Source organism: Corynebacterium sp. LK26, assembly GCF_014335085.1.
GTDB classification, from domain to species: Bacteria; Actinomycetota; Actinomycetes; order Mycobacteriales; family Mycobacteriaceae; genus Corynebacterium; species Corynebacterium jeikeium_D.
On the sequence record NZ_PDHB01000001.1, the window covers coordinates 463,724 to 485,582 of the forward strand.

The following is a 21,859-nucleotide window of genomic DNA, read 5'->3' on the forward strand; positions in this document are numbered from 1 at the left end:
TACCCTTTGTTTAGGGAGTAAGCGCCGTTGCCCCCGACATTCAAGTCGGCAAATATTTCGCGTTATATTTTTATTTCTGCTGGTCTATAACCTACTGGTACGTAACCAACCACGGACGCGGCTCGATGTTCATGGTCTCCTCAGGAGTAAACATCGGCTGATCCTCGTCGATGAAGTTCTTCCACGCCTCGAAAATCTCCGGCTGCAAATCCTGCAGCATGACGTTCCAGGTCTCAAACTTCTCCTGCGCGGTGCCATGGCCGTCGGCATGCAGAACGAATGCGAGCTCCGGGTGCGACAGATCCAGCGTCTCACGGTCGCGAATCATCTGTAGCTGGAACTGGTGCAGCATCAGCATCTTCTGCGGAAGGTTGTTCTTACGAGTCAGCTCAGCCAGCCAATCAGCAACGCGGTTGACTTCTTCAGCCTTAACGTGACCAACCTGGGTCGCCGGAACCTGCCCCGGTTCCATCTTCCACTCCGGGTCCAGCGCCAGACCGACGTTTGGCATCTTCAGCAGTTCTTCGTAGAACTTGGCCTGGTCCAGGAAGTCTGCACTACCCGGCTGCAGGTCGATGATGACGTAGCCGCCGGCCTTGGTCATGGCCTCGACGTACGGCTTCAGAGTCTCAACCGGAGCCGGCTCGGAGTAGTCACCGCGTGGCCCCGGGTCAGCCTGCGCGACCGAAGCGATAATCTCGAAGGCCGGCAGTACCGGGTCATCAGCGAACTTCTCGTACTGCTTGACGTAGTCCTTCGCACGTGCGACGGCATCCTCCGGATCATCCTCGCCCATCACGCCCAATGGAGCGACACCTGGGTGACCATACGTTGCAATCAGATGACGACCGGGGAACAGCAGTGTGCCTCCACCTGGCAGCTCCTTAACCTTGTCATCTTTGGCAAGCTCGATGGACTGATCAAACTTGTCCTTATCGCCAAAAACCTTACCCAGAGCAATCAGGGACTCGCCGTCGCGAGCAGCGGAAATCGACTCAGAGGTAGCACGCGCGTCGCCCACCGGCAACCAACTGACCTTCAGGCCAGCGGCACGGGCCGTAGCAATGGAGGCCAAACCGGTACCCGGTGCGGCCAGTGCCAATGTGTCCTTGACCTCCTTCGGAGATCCCTTCGGCAGGGTGACGCTCTCCTGTCCCTTGTCGTCCTGCCCATCGCTGGCGCGATCCTGAGCCTCCTGGTTGGCTGCCCCATCCTTCGTTGCATCGCCCTCGACGACAGTTGGCTTCTCCGGATCCATCTCAACGACAGCGCGAGTCGGCTTCGACTCCGTCTCCTTGAGAACCTTAAACTCGGTACCGACGAGCTCCTTAAGGCCATCGGTCGTACCCGGATCCGCAATGATCTGACGGCCCTCTTCCCCAGTCAGGTCAACTGCCCCCACAGTAAGGACTGTCTTTGCGCCCAGGCGGTCAATCTCTTTTTCCACATCGGCGATATCGGCGCCGGTATCACGGCCACGAGCATCCTTCTTCGGGCTCTTGGCGGTACTGTCATCTTCCGCATCTTCGGCAGAACCAGCCACTAGCATCGGCAGACCAGCAGCAACCGCGATGCCTGCCGCCCTACGCTGCTCAGCAGAGCCTGCCGAGGAAACGACAACCGCTTCCGAACTGTCGATCAGGCTTTCCGACGCTGCGATGTCGTCGCTAAGCACCGTCGATTCAGCGTCCACCTTCTTCGTGGAAACAGCGCTGTCGGAATTTCCACACGCGACCAAGGCGCTTGACCCCAACGCCAGGCTGACCGTCAGGGCAACGGTTGCCGTCACGCGCCGCGTCATTGCGGATACTCGCACATTTACCTCCGTGAAATGATTTGATTTCAACGATTAGACTATCGAACGTCTTTGTTGAGGGAGACCTTTCAACCCAGATTAGAACCCCGGATAGGACTGGGGCTACACCCGTTTGGCAGTAGTTGCTTTTGGCTCAGACGTTTATTCCACACGTCTACCCCACACGGTTCAGTGAAAGAATACTAGTGAGAGAGATACGAAAAGGGCCTCATCACGGCGGTGAAGCTCAGTGATGAAGCCCTACTTCGCGAACAAGCGAGGGATTCGCTTAAGCAACAAACTTAGGCAGTCTCAGCGCGAGCGTCGACCTTAACCCAGCTCATCAGGTCGCGCAGCTTGGAGCCGACCTCTTCAATCTGGTGGTTGTTGTAGGAAGCGCGCAGGTCCTCGAGCTCCTTGTTGCCGCCCTCGACGTTGGCAATCAGGCGCTTGGTGAAGGTGCCGTCCTGAATGTCAGACAGAATCTCGCGCATGTGCTGCTTGGTATCAGCGGTAATAACGCGCGGGCCAGACAGGTAGCCACCGAACTCAGCGGTGTCGGAGACCGAGTAGTTCATGTTGGCAATACCGCCCTCGAACATCAGGTCAACAATCAGCTTCAGCTCGTGCAGGCACTCGAAGTATGCCATCTCCGGCTCGTAGCCAGCTTCAACCAGAACCTCGAAACCGACCTTGACCAGTTCCTCGGTGCCACCACAGAGAACAGCCTGCTCACCGAAGAGGTCGGTCACAGTCTCTGCCTCGAAGGTGGTCGGGATAACGCCAGCGCGGGCGCCACCGATAGCTGCAGCGTAGGACAGAGCCAGGTCGCGGCCCTCGCCCTTCGGGTCCTGGTCAACGGCAATCAGGCACGGAACGCCCTTGCCATCGACGAACTGACGACGAACCAGGTGACCCGGGCCCTTCGGAGCAACCATACCGACGGTGATGTTGTCAGCCGGCTTGATGAGGTCGAAGTGGATGTTCAGACCGTGGCCGAAGAACAGCGCGTCGCCGTCCTTCAAGTTCGGCTCGATGTCCTCGCTGTAAACCCTTGCCTGGGTGGTGTCCGGAACCAGCACCATAATGACGTCTGCCCATGCAGCGGCATCTGCGTTGGACTTAACCTCGAAGCCAGCTTCCCGAGCCTTCACAGCGGACTTGGAGCCTTCACGCAGACCGATAACAACCTCGACACCGGACTCGCGCAGGTTCTGAGCGTGAGCGTGGCCCTGGGAACCGTAGCCCAGGATGGCAACCTTACGTCCCTGGATGATGGACAGATCAGCATCGTCGTCGTACAGCAGTTCAATAGCCATTAAAGTTAGCCTCTTTTCGAATCGGATTCGTTAAAAATCTTAGCGTTTAGTTGTTAGCGGGCCTGGAGCATCGGCTTCGGCCCACGTGCCATTGCGACGGTACCGGACTGAATGAGCTCACGGATACCAAACGGCTCGAGGACCTCCAGCAGGGCTACAAGCTTCGAGCGCTCACCCGTCGCCTCAATGATGACAGACTCTTGAGAAACGTCCACCACACGGGCACGGAAGAGATTGGCGGCATCGACTACCTGCGGACGATTGGTGTTGTCGCAGGAAACCTTCACCATCAGCAGTCCGCGCGACACCATGGTCTCTGGGGGCTGGCGGACCACTTTCAGCACGGGCACCAGCTTGTTCAGCTGCTTAGTGATCTGTTCGATCGGCAGCGTCTCCGTCTCAACCACGACGGTGATGCGGTTGACTCCCTCGGTCTCAGTTTCACCCGAGGTAACCGACTGGATGCTGAAACCTCGACGGGTGAACATGCCCGCAATGCGGACCAGAATACCCGGCTCATCGAGGGTCAACACGGATAGAGTGTGCAGTTCAGCCATTTTGGGACTCACTTCCTGTTGCTTCGGATCCCGATTAGCGGGTCTTCATGGACGGGTGGTTAGCGTCGGGCTGCTTCGCGGCGTCCTCGGCGTTGTCCACAACAGTGCCGTGGATGTCAGCCGGGGCCTCAGCTGCTGAATTCTCATCGTTGAACAGCGGGCGCAGACCGCGGGCGTATTCGACCTCATCATTGGACTTGCCAGCTGCCACCATCGGCCACACCTGAGCATCCTCACCGACAATGAAGTCAATAACCACCGGTCGGTCATTAATCTCGCGTGCCTTCTTAATCGCCGCCGCGACATCTTCCTTCTTGGTCACGCGGATCGCCACGCAGCCAAGCCCCTCGGAGAGCTGGACGAAGTCCGGCAGGTAGGAGTTATCCTCCGGGCGCAGCTTGGTGTTGGAGTAGCGCTGATCGTAGAACAGCGTCTGCCACTGACGAACCATGCCCAGATTACCGTTGTTAATCAAGGCAACCTTGATGGGAAAACCTTCCATTGCACAGGTGGTCAGCTCTTGATTGGTCATCTGGAAGCAACCATCACCGTCGATGGCCCAGACTTCCTTTTCTGGAGCAGCCGCCTTGGCACCCATCGCAGCCGGGATTGAGTAGCCCATCGTGCCGGCACCACCGGAGTTAAGCCAGGTGCGCGGGTTCTCGTACTGGACGAACTGCGCTGCCCACATCTGGTGCTGGCCGACGCCAGCGGCATAGATGGCCTCTGGACCAACGATGTCGGACAGAGTCTGAATTACAAACTGCGGAGCGATTGCACCATCAGCGGGCTCTTCCCACCCGAGGGGGAACTCGTCGCGGAGACCGTCGAGAAGCTTCAGCCAGTCGGCAATCTGCGGGCGACTAAGACCGAGCTTGGTGTAGGACTCGCTAAGTGCGGCAAGGACCTCGCGGGCATCGCCGACGATGGGAACATCAACTTCGCGGAGCTTGCCAATCTCTGCCGGGTCAATGTCGGCGTGGATTACCTTCGCGTTCGGCGCGAAGGAATTCAGATCACCGGTAACACGGTCGTCGAAACGCGCGCCAATAGTGATGAGCAGGTCGGACTTCTGCAGAGCAGCGACGGCTGACACCTTGCCGTGCATGCCCGGCATACCCATGTGCAGCGGGTGCGAGTCCGGGAATGCGCCGCGAGCCATCAGCGTGGTCACGACCGGAACCCCAGTCTGCTCGGCGAACTCGACCAGCCCCTTGGAAGCATCGGCCTTAATGACGCCACCACCGATGTAGAGCACCGGACGCTTTGCCGCAGCAATCATCTCAGCGGCTTCGTCGATCTGTCGCTGGTGCGGGGTTGTCACCGGACGGTAACCCGGCAGGTTGATCTCCGGTGGCCAGGTGAAGTCGATCATCGTGTTCTGGAGGTCCTTCGGGACATCGACCAGAACCGGACCTGGACGACCAGAAGAAGCCAGGTGGAATGCCTCAGCGAGCGCGCGCGGGATGTCCTCAGCTTCGGTGACCATGAAGTTGTGCTTCGTAATCGGCATGGTCACACCGCGGATGTCAGCCTCCTGGAAAGCGTCAGTACCCAGCAGCGGGCGACCGACCTGACCAGTGATAGCGACAACCGGAACGGAGTCCATCTGAGCATCCGCGAGCGGGGTCACCAGGTTAGTAGCACCCGGGCCGGAAGTCGCGATACAGACACCAACCTTGCCGGAAACCTGCGCGTAACCAGTGGCAGCGTGGCCAGCTCCCTGCTCGTGACGCACGAGGACGTGACGGAGCTTTTCCGAGTCATAAATCGGATCGTAGAGCGGAAGCACTGCACCACCGGGAATACCGAAGGCTACCTCGACACCAAGCTCTTCAAGGGATCGGACAATGGCTTGTGCACCAGAAATTCGCTCGGGGGCGCTGGTGCGCGCCTTAGCCGCGAATTGGGCGGGCGATGGGGTGTGCTGCTCGTGCGCGTTCACGATTTCGCTCCTGGATCATGGTGGGCAACTACTCAACACACATTCACGCAAAGAAGCTACGAATGTGGCGTTGGCTACAACCCTAACGTCCACATAGTGAGAAGTCAATCCCGTCAATTGGACACGCCGTCCGTATCACACCCCGAGCACCCACCCGATTCCAACGAGAACCCCGCCCCAACTTTGGGAATCACTCTACCCAGAAACTCCCCGACCACGACCCCGGGGACACCCAAGCCTGCACACCCGAGCCCTACACGCCCGAGCCCCGCAAGCCCCAAGTCCAAAGCTCGTCTTTATGCGTAATTCTTTACCTTTAAACTCAGCGCATATTAAGGCGAACGACCTACGGTGGATGGCATGGAATTCTTGCAATACATGTTGTTACGGACATGGCAATGGGTGGCCAATAACGGCCTTGCCATCGCATGTCTGGCCATTCTGCTAATTCTTGTTCCCCGTATCCGACGTTTCGTTCTGGCAATTGCGGACGGAAACATCTCCTCTTCAGAGGAGCAGTCCAAGGGACGGCGCGCACTGATTGGCGCTGTGGTTTACATCGTCGAAGTCATTGCATACTTCGTCTTAATCATCGCGATTCTGTCGAAATTCGGAATCTCACTGACCGCCGCCGCTATCCCCGCGACGGTTGTTTCCGCCGCTGTTGGTTTTGGCGCACAGGGAGTCATCGCCGACTTCCTTGGCGGACTGTTCATCATCGCCGAGAAGCAGTACGGCATCGGAGACTGGGTAGAGTTTCACTCCCCTTCGGGCACTGTCCAAGGTGACGTAGTCAATATGACATTGCGCGCCACCACGATCCGAACCCTCAACGGCGAGGAAATCATCGTGCCGAACTCCGAGGCACGCATGTGTATCAACTACTCCTCACAGTGGTCCCGTGCTGTTGTTGAAGTTCCCGTACCGATGACCGCCGGTGGCTCCATTAAGGACCTGGAAGAGCGCACTGTCGCCGCCGCCAAGAGTGCCATCGCACTGGACTCCGTCAAGGATGCAGTTCTCTCCGAGATCAAGCTGCAGTCCTCCACGGAGCTCAATCCGCCGACGGTTATGGGCCTGCCGTGGACCGTCACTATGCGCTTGATTGTCGACTGCAAACCGGGCGACCAATGGCTCATCGAGCGCGCCATCCGCGCCGCAGTCATCGACACTTGGTGGGATGACTACGGCGAGCGCGCCCAACAGACCCCGTTTGCTCCCGCCGAAGAAATCACCGGTCATGTCCGCGATGACACGATGATCGAACAGCTCAGGCAGGCCGATGCTAAGCAAGAGAAAAAACAACAGCTTGACGACGGCGACAGCGCTCCAACCGAAGTTGTCGAAGCGGTAGCGGACACTACTGCCCAGCCGGATACCGCAGAAACCAAACTGATGGAAACTCAGACCGTCGATAAGCAAGACGGGAACGAGCGATCCGACCTGCCGCATGCGGGTGCTGACCTCGATGATGCTCGACGCGAGCAAGAGGACAGCGGAAGCAACAACGCCATCCGCAAGCTGGTTAGCCACCCTGACTGGAAGACGCTCACGACGCGCCAGAAAATCCGGCGAATCCTCTCTGCAGGTGGACGTGCTCGCGTTTCGACAATCATGCTCTTGGCAACCCTAATTGTCCTCGGCGTTTTGAATCTCATGACGGTCGAGACCGAGGGCGGCCCATCCGGATGGCTAGCACCGAGCAGGTGGAGCGATCGGGTAACGACACAGGAAGAGGACTCGGAAGAGTCGTCAGCTCCGCAGTCATCGAAGCAGCCGACTAGCACCACACAGAGTGTGCAGCCCACCGAGACTTCACAGCAGACTCAGACATCACAGAATCAGCCGTCCGAGACTTCACAGCAGCCTCAGAGCACGCAGAACCGCGCACCTTCGACCGCCACCTCCACCGAGCCAGACTCTACTCAGAGCAACACCGACAACGAGAACACTGGCGGATCACAGTCGACAGACTCCACTAACAACGCAGAACCAAACTCGGCAGGGACGCAATAACCCGCAACTGCCTACCGCGCATTAGCCAATCCGAAACACCCGCTACAATCAAAGGCCATGACTGACTCGACTCCACAGCTAAAAATTGCGACGCAGCGATTTCGCCCACAGAAGACGCATCTGTTCATCGTTGCGTTCATGCTCGTGCTGTGTGTAATTGCCACCGGTTTTGCCCCGTGGCTGGCCATTACCTTCCTGGCACCGTTGATTTATACGCTTTGGATTTTCCGAGTACGCACCACCGTGGGGCCACGCGGCATCACTGCGGTGTACCTATTGTCCAAGCGCCGTTCGGTGCCCTGGAGCGATTTTGCGGGCATCTTCTTCAACAAGGGCGGCCGCGCCTTTGCGGTAACCAAGTCAGATGAGCGCATCGCCCTGCCGGCCATCTCTTTTAATTCGCTGCCGGAGTTGAAGGAAGCCACTGGCGGTCTGATTCCAGATCCGATCGCTTCGGCTCGTATGGCGGAAAATGACAAGGTCGAGGTTTTCGACCGCGATGGCCACTCCGTAATGAAGAAGGTCAGTGAGGTTGAGGCTGATGCCAAGGCTAAAGGTGACGCCTCTGCCGAGTAACATATAAGCAGTCCACAAAGCCCCTAAATCTCATTATGCGGACACCAGTGACCACGAAATGAGACATTAGGGGCTTTTTGTGATTAATATGGATAATTAATTACCTTGCACCCTATCTAGGAAGGGCAGCCCCCATGATTCCCCTTCGCTCTAAAGTCACCACTGCCGGCCGTAATGCTGCAGGTGCGCGTTCGCTATGGCGCGCAACTGGCATGACCGATAACGACTTCGGCAAGCCGATTATCGCAATTGCCAACTCTTACACTCAGTTCGTTCCCGGTCACGTGCACCTGAAGGACGTTGGCGACATCGTCGCAGAAGCTGTAACCGCAGCCGGTGGCGTCCCCCGTGAGTTCAACACCATTGCTGTCGACGACGGAATTGCGATGGGCCACGACGGCATGCTCTACTCGCTGCCGTCCCGTGAGATTATTGCTGACTCTGTCGAGTACATGGTCAACGCTCACACCGCTGACGCATTGGTCTGTATTTCCAACTGTGACAAGATCACGCCGGGCATGCTCAATGCGGCTCTGCGTCTGAATATCCCGGTGGTCTTCGTTTCCGGCGGGCCGATGGAATCGGGATCGTCGATTGTTATCGATGGCGTCGTCAAGCCCGGCTCTGACCTCGTCTCGGCTATTTCTGCATCCGCGAACGACAAGGTCGATGACAAGAACCTGCTCGACATCGAGCGCTCGGCATGCCCGACCTGCGGATCGTGCTCGGGCATGTTCACTGCAAACTCGATGAACTGCCTGACCGAGGCCCTCGGCCTGTCCCTGCCGGGTAACGGTTCTACCCTGGCAACTCAGCAGGCGCGTCGCGATTTGTTCACGCGCGCCGGTGAACTGATTGTGGACCTGGCGAAGAGCTACTACCACGATGGTGACGAGTCCGTGCTGCCGCGCAACATCGCCAACCGCGACGCGTTTGTCAACGCAATGACGCTCGACGTTGCCATGGGCGGTTCCACCAACACGGTGCTGCATATTCTCGCTGCCGCCCAGGAGGGCGAGATCGACTTCGACCTCTCCGACATCGACGCGATTTCCCGCCGCGTGCCTTGTCTGTCCAAGGTGGCACCGAACTCGGACTACTACATGGAGGACGTCCACCGCGCCGGTGGTATTCCAGCCATCCTCGGCGAACTGCGCCGCGCGGGCCTGCTGCAAATGAATGTCCGCTCCGTTCACTCCCCATCTCTGGAGGAGCACCTGGACAACTGGGATATCCGCGGCGGCAAGGCCACTGACGAAGCGATTGAACTGTTCCACGCAGCCCCTGGCGGCGTGCGCACCACCGAGCCGTTCTCCACATCCAACCGCTGGGAGAGCCTGGATACGGACTCCGAAAATGGCTGCATCCGCGACTTCGACCACGCCTACACGAAGGAAGGCGGTCTGTGTGTCCTGCGCGGCAACATCGCCGAGGACGGCGCTATCCTGAAGACCGCCGGTATCGGCGAGGATCAGTTCCACTTCGAGGGCACCGCTCGCGTCGTAGAAAGCCAGGAAGAGGCTGTCTCGGTCATCTTGAACCGCACCTTGCAGCCGGGCGAAGTTCTCTTTGTCATCTACGAGGGTCCTTCCGGCGGCCCGGGCATGCAGGAGATGCTGCACCCGACCGCATTCATCAAGGGCGCTGGCCTGGGTAAGGTCTGTGCACTGGTCACCGATGGTCGCTTCTCCGGGGGTTCCTCCGGACTGTCTATCGGCCACGTTTCCCCGGAGGCCGCTGCCGGCGGCGCAATCGGTCTCGTCCGCAACGGCGACCCGGTGTACATCGATGTCGCTGAACGACGCCTTGAGATTCAGGTGTCCGACGAGGAGCTGGCCGCTCGTCGCGATGAGGAGCTCAAGCGCGATAAGCCATTTACTCCGCACAAGCCGCGTCCGCGCAAGGTCTCCAAGGCGCTGCGCGCATACGCCAAGATGGCGTCCAGTGCGGATAAGGGCGCGATCCGCATTGTCGACTAGCTAGATCAAACCCGTTTAAAGGCCTGTGCTTACCGCACGGGCCTTTGGCGTTTCTAGAGTGGCTTTGCGCCCAGTCTTCTGCGTGGGCTTCACCAAATCCCGGTACTCGACGTCGGCAATCCCCTCAGCGACGTCCTCGGTGTGTGCATATTTGCCGCCCTCGGTAATGGCCGCCATTACATATCCGGGGCCAAAAACAACGGAAGAGTGCCACGAACGCCGGTTGGACCAGCCCATTTTCGCGCCTTCAGAGCCGGGCAGCCCGGCAAGACCAAAATTCTGTCGATAGCCATCGGCAGCAATCGGCGACCAGTGTCGCATCGCCTCGAGCACCTCAGAATTAGGATGCTTCAGACGAAGCTGGGAAATAAAAGACACCACATCTTCCGCGGTGGTCCTCGATACTCCCCACTTTTCTCCGCCGGAAGTGTTGAACAGGCCGTACTCGGTCGCAATGGAATCGACCGATTCCGGGTACTTCCGGTAAAAGTCGGCGGCCAAATCGTCGTCGGAACGCGAAATCATCTTTTCGACGCGCTCGGCATCGTCGGCAGTGCCGTGTTCGAGCACATACTGACCGATATACAACTTAATCAGGGATAGCGCCGGCAGCGGGCGTTGCGATGCCTGGCTGCTGTACCCCACGCCCACCGGCTCGTAGCTCACCGCCATTTGCGTGCGCGGGTCAGTCTCAATCAACCCTTCGGCGTTGAGGTTCATGCGCGGCAGACTCACCTCATGAGTCGGCCAGGCGCTTGCCGACGAGACGGAGGCTGCAACCTCATTGTGCTCGCCGGCAGCGGCTGTCGAAGGTGAGTGAATCGACGTTGTAGCGCCTATCGAAGACATGAAAAAGACCACCGCGAGGGTGGTCTTTAGTACGTGTCTCGACTTTGGCATAGGGGGCATTGTACCCCGGCCCTAACGGAGAACCTAGTTTAGGTCGCTCGACTGTTTGTGCAGCTGCGAGCCGCCTTAGCCAACAAACGGCAGCGTGCCGGTCGTCAGCCACCACAGGCCAATTGCTGCGGCGATGGACAGAATTCCGAAGATCCACGACGATGCCAGTGGTCGACGAGCCCAGCCGCGTCCGAAATCGATGCCGATACGGCCCGGGCCGGTGAACTGCAAGCCAAGCGCCATGGCGGTCATCAACAGCTGTAGTTGGAGGTTACTGGAGTCCTGGCCAACGATATTCACACCATTGGCAGAGGTAGCCACATCAAACATGCTGAGGTAGGCGGACAATGCCAGCGCCAACGCCGCGGCCAGCGGTGTCGCGAGACCCAAGATAAGCAGGGCACCCGCGATAAGCTGAACCGTTGGGATGGCAGTGGCCATTACAGGGCCGAGGGCAAAGTTGTTCTGGCTAAACTGTGTCTCCAGCGCAGTGGTGCCACCGGAGTTGCCCCAGCCGAGCAGCGTTGTCAGACCATGGACCAGCAGTAGCGCACCCAATCCAAGACGCAGCAGCAGGAGGCCGAAGTCAGTGGTACCGCGACGGAACTCCGGTTCGTTGTCGTCGTAGAAGTCCGTGTCTTCATCGTCGTCAGCAGCGGCGGTAGTCGTAGCAGCAGTTGCCCCGGCGGCTCCTACGCCTGCTCCTGCAACACCAGCGGCGCCAGCTGCACCAGCGGTATCGCGGGACGCAGCCGGTTCAGCGAAATCCGATTCATCGAAATACTGAGTCTCAGCTGCGGAATTGCGTGAAGAGTCATAGGTCGGCTCCGCCTCATCGTCGAATGCTGGCTGTGCTTCCGACTTATTTGCAGTAGCTCCCGCTGCGGACGCTCCTGCCGCTTCAGAAGCCGAGAAGGCTTGCGTCGGCTGGCTGAAATCCTCGTCTGAATCAACGCGCTCACTACGAGCCGGCTGCTCAAAGATTTCGGTTGCCTCCGACTCCGGGGCCACCTCCGACTCTTTATCAGCCGCGGGCGCTGACTCAGTTTCAGCCTGTTCATCCCGCGGCGAAGGCTTACCGGCAGGGCTAATCACCTGAGGTGCCGTGCGGCCTGCAGCGGCGTAGGCGTCGTAGCGCTTCTTCGGCTCATCCTGAACTTCAGGCTCCGGTTCCGAGCTCGGCTCAACCTCTGTCTCTGCCACTGTCTCTGATGCAGCGGTAGGTTCCGGAGTCAGGTTTTCTTGGTCTGCCTCCGACTCCTCCGCTACGCGCTTTTCCGGCACACCCGGAAAAACCTGCGTTGCGGTGTTGTCGCTGTCATCACGGTTGGTTTCTTCGTTCATTGGCTCAGCGAGCTTGCGGTAGGTCGGGACGTCGAGATCGTCATCGAATCCGTCCTCCACATTCTCGAGGGCGCGGTCGTTCGGGTACTTCTCTGAGTCGCTCACATCGTCCACATTAAATCTACTGCCTCACTTTTGGTCGCAGGCGTGGCCGTGAAACGAGGCTGTATTGTGTATGCCTATGGGATTCCACCTCGTCCACACCAGCAGTGCACAGGCTCGCGCTCGCGGGCGGCGTCGTCGTGCTGCGCTCGCCGCTGGTGTCATCGGGATGGTCTCTCTTTCCGGCTGCATGAGTGCCTCGAACGCGCTTGAGTTGCCGTTTACGGAAGACAAGTCAGAGCCGACGGGCATTGCCATGCCGAAGTTTTCCTCCCCTGATTTGCCCTCTACCCCGGTCCCAACCACGGAAAGCAAAGCCAAAGACAAAGGTCCCTGCGACCTCGACGATGTCACTCTCGCGGCCTGCCTACCGCTTACCACCGCGCTAGCCTCAACCGGCCCTGGGGAGGCTCTCGTCGCCACCGACGACGGTGCACTCACCGTTGTCGCACCGGGTAAGACACCGCGTGAGGTCGCACGGCTCGGCGCCCCTGCAAAACAACTGCTGCCCAGTCCCTCGGTTGAAGAGGACCGTCAGGTCTTTGTTTTGCGTAACGACGACACCATTGCGCGCGTCACCCTCGTGGAGGGCAGCACCGCTGATGTGCGCGAACTTCCGGACCTCAGCGAGCCCGGCATTCTCGGAATCTATTTTGACCGAACTTCGGACACCCTGTCCCCGCGCAAATTGCTCGTGGGAGATCCAGGCATTGAGTTTCAGCAGTTCTGCCATGGTCCGGACGGAATGCCGCCGTTGGCAACCGCCATTCTCGACGGCACCCCACAGCTGGTTCAGCTCACCGGCCCTGTGATTAACCCCCTCGGCGGTGTGGACCTGAACGATTCCATCGGTGGATGCGCAGTGATGGGTGACCGCGTGGTCATTGCCATCCCAGACGCGCAGAAGGTCATCTCCATGCCGGTGGGTCCGAAGTCAAGTGGGCCCGACGCGGCGTGGGAGGTCAAGGGTTCCCCTGAAGTGCTTGTCGACGGCGACTTCGGCCACATCTCGTATGTAGCGGCTGTCGCAGCGAATCAGGGTATTGAAGTTTGGGGTGCCACGACCAACAAAACCGCCGGGGCACAACCGTCGGAGTCCGACGAACGCGTCGTCAGACTGCCGAGCGATGGTGCCGCCGGCGGTTCCCCGGATTAGCTTTCAGGGAGGCTAGCTCAGCTTCTTCGCAATCAGCTGGTTGACCTGAGCCGGGTCTGCCTTGCCGCGGGTGGCCTTCATGACCTGCCCCACGATGGCACCGACGACCTTCTTGTTGCCAGCTCGGTACTTCTCGACGATGTCCGGGTTAGCAGCCAGTGCATCGTCGACGGCCTTCTCAATAGCACCGTCGTCGCGAACGACCTCCAGGCCACGGGCAGCAACGACCTCATCAACATCGCCCTCGCCTGCGAGCACGCCGTCGACGGCCTTACGGGCCAGCTTGTTGGTCAGCTTGCCCTCTTCAATCAGTGCAATCACACGTGCAACCTGTGCCGGGGTAATCGCGAGCTCAGCCAGCTCCACGCCTGCCTCGTTGGCCTTCTGTGCCAGGTAAGCGACCCACCAGGAACGAGCCTCAGCCGGGCCGGCACCAGCCTCAACGGTGTCGACAATCAGGTCGAGAGCGCCGGCGTTAACCAAGTCGCGCATTTCCTCGTCCTTCAGACCCCACTCTTCCTGAATACGGGCACGACGCACCCACGGCAGCTCCGGCAGAGTTGCGCGGATTTCCTCCACCCACTCACGCGGCGCAATCACAGGTGGCAGATCCGGGTCGTTGAAGTAGCGGTAATCCGACTGCGATTCCTTCGGGCGGCCCTTGGAGGTCGTGCCGTCGGTCTCCTGGTAGTGGCGGGTTTCCTGAACGATCTCCTCGCCATTAGTAATCGCAGCAGCCTGGCGCTGCATCTCGTAGCGAACAGCCTGTTCAACCGACTTCAGGGAGTTGATGTTCTTAGTCTCGGTACGAGTGCCGAACTCCTCCTGGCCGATTGGGCGCAGGGAAACGTTGGAGTCCACACGCATCGAGCCCTGGTCCATGCGGGCATCGGAGACACCGAGGGACTTCACCAGGTCACGCAGCGCAGAAACGTACGCACGAGCAACCTCTGGGGCACGCTCCCCTGCACCGAGAATTGGCTTAGTAACGATCTCAATCAGCGGAATACCTGCGCGGTTGCAGTCCACCAGCGAACGCGTGGCGCCGTGAATACGACCATCGGCACCGCCCAAGTGCGTCAGCTTGCCGGTGTCTTCTTCCATGTGAGCGCGCTCGATTTCGACACGGAACTCCGTGCCGTCGTCAAGCTGAACGTCAAGATATCCGTCGTAGGCGATTGGTTCGTCGTACTGCGAAATCTGGTAGTTCTTCGGCTGGTCCGGGTAGAAGTAGTTCTTGCGCGCGAAGCGGGAGGACTCAGCAATCTCGCAGTTCAGCGCCAGGCCAATCTTGATGGCCCACTCAACGCCCTGACGGTTAACCACAGGCAGCGCGCCAGGTAGGCCGAGGCTGCAGGGATCGACGTTGCTATTCGGCTCGGCACCAAAGTGCGCCGAGGAGGAGGAGAACATCTTGGTATTCGTCGAGAGCTCGACGTGAACCTCCATGCCCATTACCGGGTCAAAACGTTCGAGGACCTCATCAAAGTCCATCAAGTCATCAGCGTATGCAGCGGTCATGTTTGTAGAGTCTACTAGCGATGGCCCCGCACGCGTGCCCTAGGGTATAAGTCGTGCCCGGAGTTAACGAACACCCACCGATTCCACCGACGTCAGCACGCGATACGCCAACGTTCCGCGACGCCGCTGACCGCCACCGCGCAGGCGCTACTTTCGACAACGACCTGCAGGAAAGCGCCGACGGAGCCACGGGCTACCACCGCGTGCGCCCCGGATATCCTCCAACCGTCATCGAAGCGCTTACCCGTCTCGCACCGCACCCACAGGTAGTCGCCGATATCGGCGCCGGCACTGGAAAGCTCACCGCCTCGCTTGCCGACGTCTACCGCGATGCCACCCTGCTGGCACTCGATCCCTCCACCGCGATGCGGCAAGCACTGATGCACAATGTGCCAGCGGCGGAATGCCTGGAAGGCACTGCGGAGCGCACGGGACTGGAGCCCAACAGCGTCGATGTAGCAACATGTGCGCAGACATGGCACTGGGTGGACCCGACAGCTGCAGGTAAAGAACTCACTCGGGTGCTACGCGCGGATGGCGTGGCTATGTTGGTGTGGAACACCTTGGATGTTTCCGTACCGTGGGTGCATCGGCTCAGCCGCATAATGCACGCCGGCGACGTGTTGCGTCCCGGTTTCTACCCCGAGGTTGACCCGGAGCTGGAGCTAATCGATGAGGTGCGTCTGGCCTGGGAGCAGACACTGACCATCGAGGACATCGTGCTGCTGGCACGAACCCGTTCCTATTGGCTTCGTTCCAAGCCCGCCACTCGCGCCAAGGTGGAGGCGAACTTGCATTGGTATCTCCACGAACACTTGGGGCACACATACGAAGAAGGCATCGCCCTTCCCTACCGGTGCGATGCCTTCTATTTTCAAGCTGCCTAAATTTTCGAGCTGCCTAGTCGCGCTAGTTACTTTTCTTTCTTCGGCTTAGGGTGAGCCACGCGCTTGAATGCATTCTTAGTCTGTCCGGCAAGCTTCTTCGGCGCAGTGGCTGTGGCCTCGCCGGGGAAGGAGTCCCTCGCGGTCTCGCGAGGATTGTCATCATCGGAGGCTTCCTCGATTTCGGAAAGTTTCTCCAGGCGCTCATTATCCTTTTCTACGATGCGCTCGGCGTCATCCTCGGTGAATTCAACATTATCGTCGCTGACCAGTTCCTCGACGATGTCGTCGCGGACGCTCTCCTGAAGATCGACGTTGGAAATGTTGGAGTTGGCCAAAGCGCGGTCGAGCTTCTTCTGATCGGCGGTGGTGAACTTCTTGTTCGGATGCATCTTCCGGAGTGCGAGCTTCCGGATACGACCGCGGCGCTTCGACTCCTCCATCAGCTTGTTGCGTCCTGCCAGGTACGCACCGCACAGAATCACGATTAGGGCGATACCGACATAGCCTAGTGCCGGGTAAATGGAGCCAACCAGAGCCTTGAACCCAAAGAAACTTAGGCCAAAGCCAATCAGCACGGTCACGATGAATACCAGGCGGAAACGGTGCGGGGTATTGCGTGTTAGGCGGCGGCCCAGCGCGTAGAACATGCCAATGGCCGTGTTAAAAATCATGGCGTAGATGATGATTGCCATCACGGTACCCAGGACCGGGTGGATGTCATTGACGATTGCCAGGGTCGGCATATCTTCGTGGCCAACATCCTTGACCTTGAAGAAGAGGGCAAAGGTCACCAGCGTCAGCAGACCTGCATAGATGCTCCCGCCCATGAGACCACCGATGCCAGCTTCACGCGGGTTCAGGTAGCTACCGCCGATGACAATCGACATCGATACGGCCACCATCACACAGAAACCGACATAGTTCAGGGCAGAAATAGACCAGTGTGGCAGCGATGTCGACAGTTCATTGGTGTACTGCGCGGCCTCCGACATCGACGTGTCGGTGGTGAACAAAGTGTAGATACCGGCTCCAAGCAGGAACACGATAATGAATGGAGTGATCATGCCAATCACGCGGCTGACCTTGTCGGCATCCAGCATGCCTACACCCAAAGTCAGGGCAACCATGATGACGGCGCCGATCCACACCTCAAGTCCGAACTGCTGGTTCAAGTTCGCACCGGCACCGGCGAACATGACGAAGCCGGTACAGAACAGCGTGATCATCACGGCGATATCCAAAATCTTCGAAACCCAACTGCGGGTGATTACGTCGAAGACCTCGGAGTGCTCATCAGCCTGCAAGTAGCTGGCAATTGACAGCACTGCCAGGCCACTGGCAATCATCACGACGGAGGCAAGTACCACGCCCCACAAGCCGTTAGTGCCAAATGCCACGAAGTACTGCATCATTTCCTGGCCGGATGCGAATCCGGCACCGACAGTTAGGCCGACAAAGGCCATCGCGATTGTTGTGGCTCTTTTCCACATAACGAGAAAATCCTAAATATAAGTCTATTTTTCAAAAACCGGAACCTTACAAAGCATACTGCCCGAGCTGGTGATTGATACACCAGCTCGGGCAGTATGCCTATTTTGTTACGAAGATGTGCCTAAATGTTTAGCAACGCGTGCTTAACCGACGCGTTTAACCAAACAGCGCAGCAGCTGCGCGGTAACGGCCATCCGGCACAACCTTCAACTCAGCAACCGCATCGTCGATGTCGATACGCTCGATGTTCTCACCGTGCAGAGCGACGATCTTGCCGAAGTCCCCCTCGTGTACTGCTCGGGTGGCGTGGACACCGTAGCGGGTAGCAAGCACGCGGTCGTACGCAGTCGGCGTACCGCCACGCTGAATGTGACCCAGCACCGTGGTGCGAACGTCGTACCCGGTGCGCTTCTTAATCTCCGCACCAATAACCTGACCAATGCCGTTGAAGGTTTGGTGGCCGAACTGGTCGACACCGCCCTCTTCGTACTCCATGGTGCCCGGCTTCGGGGTGGCGCCCTCAGCGACGACGATAATGCCGTACTTCTCACCCATCTGGAAACGGCGCTCCATCGACTTCACAATCTCGTTGATGTCGAATGGCTTTTCCGGAATGACAATGTGGTGAGCACCGCCGGCCATACCCGCATGCAAAGCGATCCAGCCCACGTGTCGACCCATGACCTCAACAATCATGACGCGCTGGTGGGATTCCGCAGTGGTGTGCAGACGGTCAACCGCGTCGGTGGCAACAGCCACAGCCGTGTCGAAACCGAAGGTGTAGTCCGTACCGTTGACGTCATTATCAATAGTCTTCGGAACACCGACGACCGGCACCCCATTGTCCGAAAGCCACTTGCCGGCCTTCAGCGTACCTTCGCCACCGATTGGGATCAGGGCATCGATGCCCGCATCAGAGAGATTTTCCTTGATGCGGTCGAGGTTAGACATGAGAATGTCCGGATGCACGCGGCCGGTGCCCAGCATCGTGCCGCCACGCAGCAGCATACGGTCAATCCGCTCATCGTCGTAAAGCTGGACCCTACGGTCTTCCATAAGACCAATCCAACCGTCCTCAAAACCGACGACGGTTGAGCCGTACTCGCTCGAGCTGGTACGGACAATTGCACGGATAACGGCATTCAGACCGGGACAATCTCCACCGGAGGTAAGGGTCGCAATTCGCATGATGCCCACCTTAGTCGCGTTAGTCAGTTCGTGCTTGACGGCCTTGGTCGAAACTACTTCTGCAGGTACTCCTGCCCTGGTAGCTCAGACGGTAGCTCCATCTTCGTCGTCACCTCCGACGCCGGCACAAGACCATATTCCTCGAGCGCCTTGCGCACGTACTCTGCGGCATCGACGTTCAGCGGAGACTCCGTCCACAATGCAATCGGCAGGTTAATAAAGCGGTTCTCCTTGACCGCCTCGAGATCCTTCGTTGCCGGATTCGTGCGCAAAACCTTGATTTTCTCTTCGAAGGTCTGACCTGGGTAGTCCACAAGCGCGATGAAGTCAGGATTCATCTCCGCGACATGCTCCCAGGAGGTCGTAGTCCAAGTGTCCTTAATCGACTCGGTCGCATTGATTGCACCGGCCTTTTCCAGGATGCCCTGCGGTGCGCCAAAGGAACCCGAGGTAAATAGTGCTTCACCGACAGAATCAAAGAGGAAGCCCACTGGCTTCTTATCTCCCTTTGGCGCGGCATCCAGGGCTTGCAGTCGGTTATCAATATCTGCAATAACCTTGTCGCCCTCACCGTCGTGTCCGGTCAAGGTAGCGATATTCTTCAAATCAATTTTGACAGCTTCCCACGGATCCACCAGACCACGAGTATGCCCCGGGTCGCCACTGCCTTCCTTGCCCGCCGAGGCTGCGTCACCAGTACGACAAGATTCCGTCAGGGTGTAGGCACCGATACCGTGCTCGGAAAGCGATTCCGGGGTAATGCCCTTGTCTTCACTAAAGCCATAGCCCCAGCCCGCCAGCATCACATCCGGTTCGGCCGCAATGACCTGCTCCAGATTCGGGTATTCCTTCGCAACTTCTGGCTTCTGCGCAATTGCATCGCCATAAGCTGCGGTCAACACCGGCAGATGCGAGGCCATAGAGCTCACCGCTGTGATCTCATCCGCAGCACCGACAGCCAGCGCCAGCGAAGCAATATTGCCGTCATTAATCAGCAGCTTTTTAGCTACACCCGGGTAGTTGACTTCTTCACCGCAGTTGGTGAGGGTAAGGCCTGACGACGAGGCCTGCGTTCCCTCATCAGAGCCACAGGCGGCGGCTCCGAATGCCAGAGCAGCCACAGCGATACCAGCTGCTGAGGCACGAAGGGGACGTCGGAAAGCATGTGCGTTATTCAAGGGAGTACTCCTAGTTGATGGTGGCAGCATCCAGCTCGCTATCGATTGCGAGGTGGCGGCGGCCAGCGGGGGAATTGAGCTGACAGGATTCAACCTGAAAGATTTGGGCGACAAAGTCGCGGGTAAGCACTTCTGCGGGAATGCCGTCGGCCGCGATACCGCCGTCCGCGACCACGATGACGCGGTCGAAGTGGTTCATCACCAGGTCCAAGTCGTGGATCGCGGCAATGACACACGCTCCGCTGGAGCGGGCCAGACGGAGGACGGATTGTTGATGGCGCACGTCGAGGTGGTTAGTGGGCTCGTCGAGAAGCATGATTGGCGAGTCCTGGGCGATGGCACGCGCCAGACACACGCGACGACGTTGCCCACCCGAGAGTTGCCCACACAGGCGTTGCGCGACCGTTTCCAGACCTACGAGCTCCAGCGCACGGTCGACGTGGGAATTGTCCTCGGCAGTGTTGCCACCAAAAAGGCGCTGGTAGGGCAAGCGCCCCAGGGAGACAAAGTCGCGCACGCGCATTTCGGCGGGTGGAACCTCGTTTTGCGAGACGAAAGCCAAATCGCGGGCGCGGTGCTTCGAGCTGATTGAGCTCATCGATTTGCCGTTAATCTCGACCTCGCCCGTGGCCGGTTTCGTGATTCCACCGAGCGCACGCAGCAACGTGGATTTACCCGCGCCGTTAACACCAATGATGGCGGTCATGGGTTCTGCACCGAAGTTGAGGTTGACTCCGCTGACAATCGTGCGCCCAGCGATATCACAGCGCACATCTTTAGCGGCGAGTACAGATTTTTGTAGAGCGCTCATTTACTCGGCACCTCCGTAGCTGTAGTGCGAGCGGCTCATGAGGTAGAGGAAAAGTGGTGCGCCAACCAATCCCGTGACTACTCCCAGCGGCATTTCCTGGCTTCCACCCACTACGCGCGCGATGATGTCCACCCAGATGAGAAACAGTCCACCCATGAGTGCAGCAACCGGTAGGACAACGCGGTGCGTGGCCCCTACCAAGATGCGGGTCAAGTGTGGAATCACCAGGCCGACAAACCCGATGCCGCCAGAGACCGCAACGAGCGTGCCAACGAGGACAGCCTGGAGCACAAATACCTGTGTGCGTAGCCGAGAAACATCAATACCTACGGCCGCGGCGGTGCTCTCACCAGTTGCCAGCGCGTCCAGATGACGGGCTTTGACCAGGAAAAACAACAGTACTGCGATGAGGACAATGAGCGGGAACAGCGTCTTCAGCCATGTCGCACCGGCAACAGAGCCCAGCATCCAAAACATCACGGACTGCGCGGCCCTCGGGTCTGGCCCAGCGAAGACCATGAAGCTACTCAGCGCGGAAAACGCAGCGGAGAGCACAACGCCAGAGAGCACCAAGCGCAGCGGAGTCAGCCCACCGCCTGCAGTGGCGAAAGCACCGACTGCGAGGGTGGCCATGACTGCACCGAGGAGTGCGCCGAATGTCAGCGGCGCGATGGGGCTACCGGAGAAAGCACCAAAGATAATCACCGCGGTCGCACCGGCACCGGCGCCGGCGGAAATACCTAGCAGATATGGGTCTGCCAACGGGTTACGGACCAATGTCTGCATAGCCACACCGGAGACAGCTAGCCCCGCCCCTACAATCGCTGCGAGAATACCCCGGGGAGCGCGGAGATTCCAGACGATGGTGTCCGAACTGGCGGGCACAGATTCATCGAGCTCAATGCCGAAGATGTGATGCGAAATGACCTGTGTCGTGGTGGACCAGGTGATATCCGCCGAGCCGAAGACCACCGCAGCGACCAGACTGACGGCAATGGCTATGACAATGACCAGCCCATAGATCCAAGGCATAAACCGCGGTGGGTTTTTAAATCTAACTCTCTCCATGTTTGCGTTCCTGCGCATGTATGAAA

The 21,859-nt window shown here is 58.8% G+C and carries 17 protein-coding genes; 5 read left to right on the top strand and 12 right to left on the bottom strand.

Annotation, left to right across the window (positions count from 1 at the left end):
- Positions 1 to 91: 91 nt before the first annotated feature.
- The 4 genes from CRD13_RS02075 to CRD13_RS02090 all read right to left on the bottom strand — a co-directional run bounded on the left by CRD13_RS02075 (position 92) and on the right by CRD13_RS02090 (position 5,616).
- On the bottom strand, positions 92 to 1,816 hold the full coding sequence (locus tag CRD13_RS02075) for a hypothetical protein (RefSeq protein WP_049194074.1): 1,725 nt from the start codon (positions 1,814 to 1,816) through the stop codon (positions 92 to 94).
- Between the two features lie 281 nt (positions 1,817 to 2,097).
- Positions 2,098 to 3,114: a ketol-acid reductoisomerase gene (gene ilvC, locus CRD13_RS02080; RefSeq protein ID WP_049194075.1), complete on the bottom strand. Its 1,017-nt coding sequence runs from the start codon at positions 3,112 to 3,114 to the stop codon at positions 2,098 to 2,100.
- A 53-nt stretch (positions 3,115 to 3,167) separates the two neighbouring features.
- Complete coding sequence (gene ilvN / locus CRD13_RS02085; RefSeq protein ID WP_187401203.1) at positions 3,168 to 3,671, bottom strand: acetolactate synthase small subunit; 504 nt, start codon at positions 3,669 to 3,671, stop codon at positions 3,168 to 3,170.
- Between the two features lie 34 nt (positions 3,672 to 3,705).
- On the bottom strand, positions 3,706 to 5,616 hold the full coding sequence (locus tag CRD13_RS02090; RefSeq protein ID WP_187401204.1) for an acetolactate synthase large subunit: 1,911 nt from the start codon (positions 5,614 to 5,616) through the stop codon (positions 3,706 to 3,708).
- 360 nt (positions 5,617 to 5,976) lie between these two features.
- Here CRD13_RS02090 and CRD13_RS02095 point away from each other — a divergent pair, with 360 nt between their 5' ends.
- The 3 genes from CRD13_RS02095 (at position 5,977) to ilvD (ending at position 10,187) form a co-directional block, all read left to right on the top strand.
- Positions 5,977 to 7,632: a mechanosensitive ion channel family protein gene (locus CRD13_RS02095; protein WP_049190143.1), complete on the top strand. Its 1,656-nt coding sequence runs from the start codon at positions 5,977 to 5,979 to the stop codon at positions 7,630 to 7,632.
- 57 nt (positions 7,633 to 7,689) lie between these two features.
- On the top strand, positions 7,690 to 8,208 hold the full coding sequence (locus CRD13_RS02100; protein ID WP_049190118.1) for a PH domain-containing protein: 519 nt from the start codon (positions 7,690 to 7,692) through the stop codon (positions 8,206 to 8,208).
- A gap of 134 nt (positions 8,209 to 8,342) precedes the next feature.
- Complete coding sequence (gene ilvD, locus CRD13_RS02105) at positions 8,343 to 10,187, top strand: dihydroxy-acid dehydratase (RefSeq protein WP_070429318.1); 1,845 nt, start codon at positions 8,343 to 8,345, stop codon at positions 10,185 to 10,187.
- Between the two features lie 15 nt (positions 10,188 to 10,202).
- Here ilvD and CRD13_RS02110 read toward each other — a convergent pair whose 3' ends face one another.
- Both CRD13_RS02110 and CRD13_RS02115 read right to left on the bottom strand, forming a co-directional pair.
- Positions 10,203 to 11,087: a hypothetical protein gene (locus tag CRD13_RS02110; protein WP_241482424.1), complete on the bottom strand. Its 885-nt coding sequence runs from the start codon at positions 11,085 to 11,087 to the stop codon at positions 10,203 to 10,205.
- A gap of 75 nt (positions 11,088 to 11,162) precedes the next feature.
- Positions 11,163 to 12,536, bottom strand: a complete 1,374-nt coding sequence (locus CRD13_RS02115) for a DoxX family membrane protein (protein WP_224784010.1) — start codon at positions 12,534 to 12,536, stop codon at positions 11,163 to 11,165.
- A 76-nt stretch (positions 12,537 to 12,612) separates the two neighbouring features.
- Here CRD13_RS02115 and CRD13_RS02120 point away from each other — a divergent pair, with 76 nt between their 5' ends.
- The gene (locus CRD13_RS02120; RefSeq protein ID WP_224433177.1) at positions 12,613 to 13,689 is read left to right on the top strand and encodes a glucose dehydrogenase; all 1,077 of its coding nucleotides are present in this window, start codon (positions 12,613 to 12,615) and stop codon (positions 13,687 to 13,689) included.
- A 12-nt stretch (positions 13,690 to 13,701) separates the two neighbouring features.
- On the opposite strand, the gene gatB is transcribed toward CRD13_RS02120, so the two are convergent.
- Positions 13,702 to 15,210 (bottom strand): Asp-tRNA(Asn)/Glu-tRNA(Gln) amidotransferase subunit GatB, encoded by a 1,509-nt coding sequence (gene gatB, locus CRD13_RS02125; RefSeq protein ID WP_016422487.1) that lies wholly within the window; start codon positions 15,208 to 15,210, stop codon positions 13,702 to 13,704.
- A gap of 53 nt (positions 15,211 to 15,263) precedes the next feature.
- On the opposite strand from gatB, the gene CRD13_RS02130 reads away from it, so the two are divergent.
- Positions 15,264 to 16,097, top strand: coding sequence for a class I SAM-dependent methyltransferase (locus CRD13_RS02130; RefSeq protein ID WP_187401205.1), 834 nt, complete (start codon positions 15,264 to 15,266; stop codon positions 16,095 to 16,097).
- A gap of 26 nt (positions 16,098 to 16,123) precedes the next feature.
- Here CRD13_RS02130 and CRD13_RS02135 read toward each other — a convergent pair whose 3' ends face one another.
- From CRD13_RS02135 to CRD13_RS02155, 5 genes are all read right to left on the bottom strand, one after another.
- Positions 16,124 to 17,587 (bottom strand): hypothetical protein, encoded by a 1,464-nt coding sequence (locus tag CRD13_RS02135; RefSeq protein WP_070429320.1) that lies wholly within the window; start codon positions 17,585 to 17,587, stop codon positions 16,124 to 16,126.
- Positions 17,588 to 17,744: 157 nt separating this feature from the next.
- Positions 17,745 to 18,776 carry an ATP-dependent 6-phosphofructokinase gene (locus CRD13_RS02140; protein ID WP_038628534.1) on the bottom strand — a complete coding sequence of 344 codons (1,032 nt, stop codon included), beginning with the start codon at positions 18,774 to 18,776 and terminating at the stop codon, positions 17,745 to 17,747.
- 53 nt (positions 18,777 to 18,829) lie between these two features.
- The gene (locus CRD13_RS02145; protein ID WP_069358816.1) at positions 18,830 to 19,954 is read right to left on the bottom strand and encodes an ABC transporter substrate-binding protein; all 1,125 of its coding nucleotides are present in this window, start codon (positions 19,952 to 19,954) and stop codon (positions 18,830 to 18,832) included.
- Positions 19,955 to 19,964: 10 nt separating this feature from the next.
- On the bottom strand, positions 19,965 to 20,765 hold the full coding sequence (locus tag CRD13_RS02150; RefSeq protein WP_187401206.1) for an ABC transporter ATP-binding protein: 801 nt from the start codon (positions 20,763 to 20,765) through the stop codon (positions 19,965 to 19,967).
- Entirely contained in the window at positions 20,766 to 21,833 is a 1,068-nt protein-coding gene (locus tag CRD13_RS02155; RefSeq protein ID WP_370449368.1) for a FecCD family ABC transporter permease, read from the bottom strand.
- Between the last annotated feature and the right edge of the window lie 26 nt (positions 21,834 to 21,859).

What these genes read in the sequence shown, in the direction of transcription:
- CRD13_RS02155 (WP_370449368.1), bottom strand. Translation starts at nt 21,833, where the DNA reads ATGGAGAGAGTTAGATTTAAAAACCCACCGCGGTTTATGCCTTGGATC.
- CRD13_RS02120 (WP_224433177.1), top strand. Translation starts at nt 12,613, where the DNA reads ATGGGATTCCACCTCGTCCACACCAGCAGTGCACAGGCTCGCGCTCGC.
- CRD13_RS02110 (WP_241482424.1), bottom strand. Translation starts at nt 11,087, where the DNA reads ATGCCAAAGTCGAGACACGTACTAAAGACCACCCTCGCGGTGGTCTTT.
- gatB (WP_016422487.1), bottom strand. Translation starts at nt 15,210, where the DNA reads ATGACCGCTGCATACGCTGATGACTTGATGGACTTTGATGAGGTCCTC.
- CRD13_RS02135 (WP_070429320.1), bottom strand. Translation starts at nt 17,587, where the DNA reads ATGTGGAAAAGAGCCACAACAATCGCGATGGCCTTTGTCGGCCTAACT.
- ilvN (WP_187401203.1), bottom strand. Translation starts at nt 3,671, where the DNA reads ATGGCTGAACTGCACACTCTATCCGTGTTGACCCTCGATGAGCCGGGT.
- CRD13_RS02140 (WP_038628534.1), bottom strand. Translation starts at nt 18,776, where the DNA reads ATGCGAATTGCGACCCTTACCTCCGGTGGAGATTGTCCCGGTCTGAAT.
- ilvD (WP_070429318.1), top strand. Translation starts at nt 8,343, where the DNA reads ATGATTCCCCTTCGCTCTAAAGTCACCACTGCCGGCCGTAATGCTGCA.
- CRD13_RS02100 (WP_049190118.1), top strand. Translation starts at nt 7,690, where the DNA reads ATGACTGACTCGACTCCACAGCTAAAAATTGCGACGCAGCGATTTCGC.
- CRD13_RS02095 (WP_049190143.1), top strand. Translation starts at nt 5,977, where the DNA reads ATGGAATTCTTGCAATACATGTTGTTACGGACATGGCAATGGGTGGCC.
- CRD13_RS02150 (WP_187401206.1), bottom strand. Translation starts at nt 20,765, where the DNA reads ATGAGCGCTCTACAAAAATCTGTACTCGCCGCTAAAGATGTGCGCTGT.
- ilvC (WP_049194075.1), bottom strand. Translation starts at nt 3,114, where the DNA reads ATGGCTATTGAACTGCTGTACGACGACGATGCTGATCTGTCCATCATC.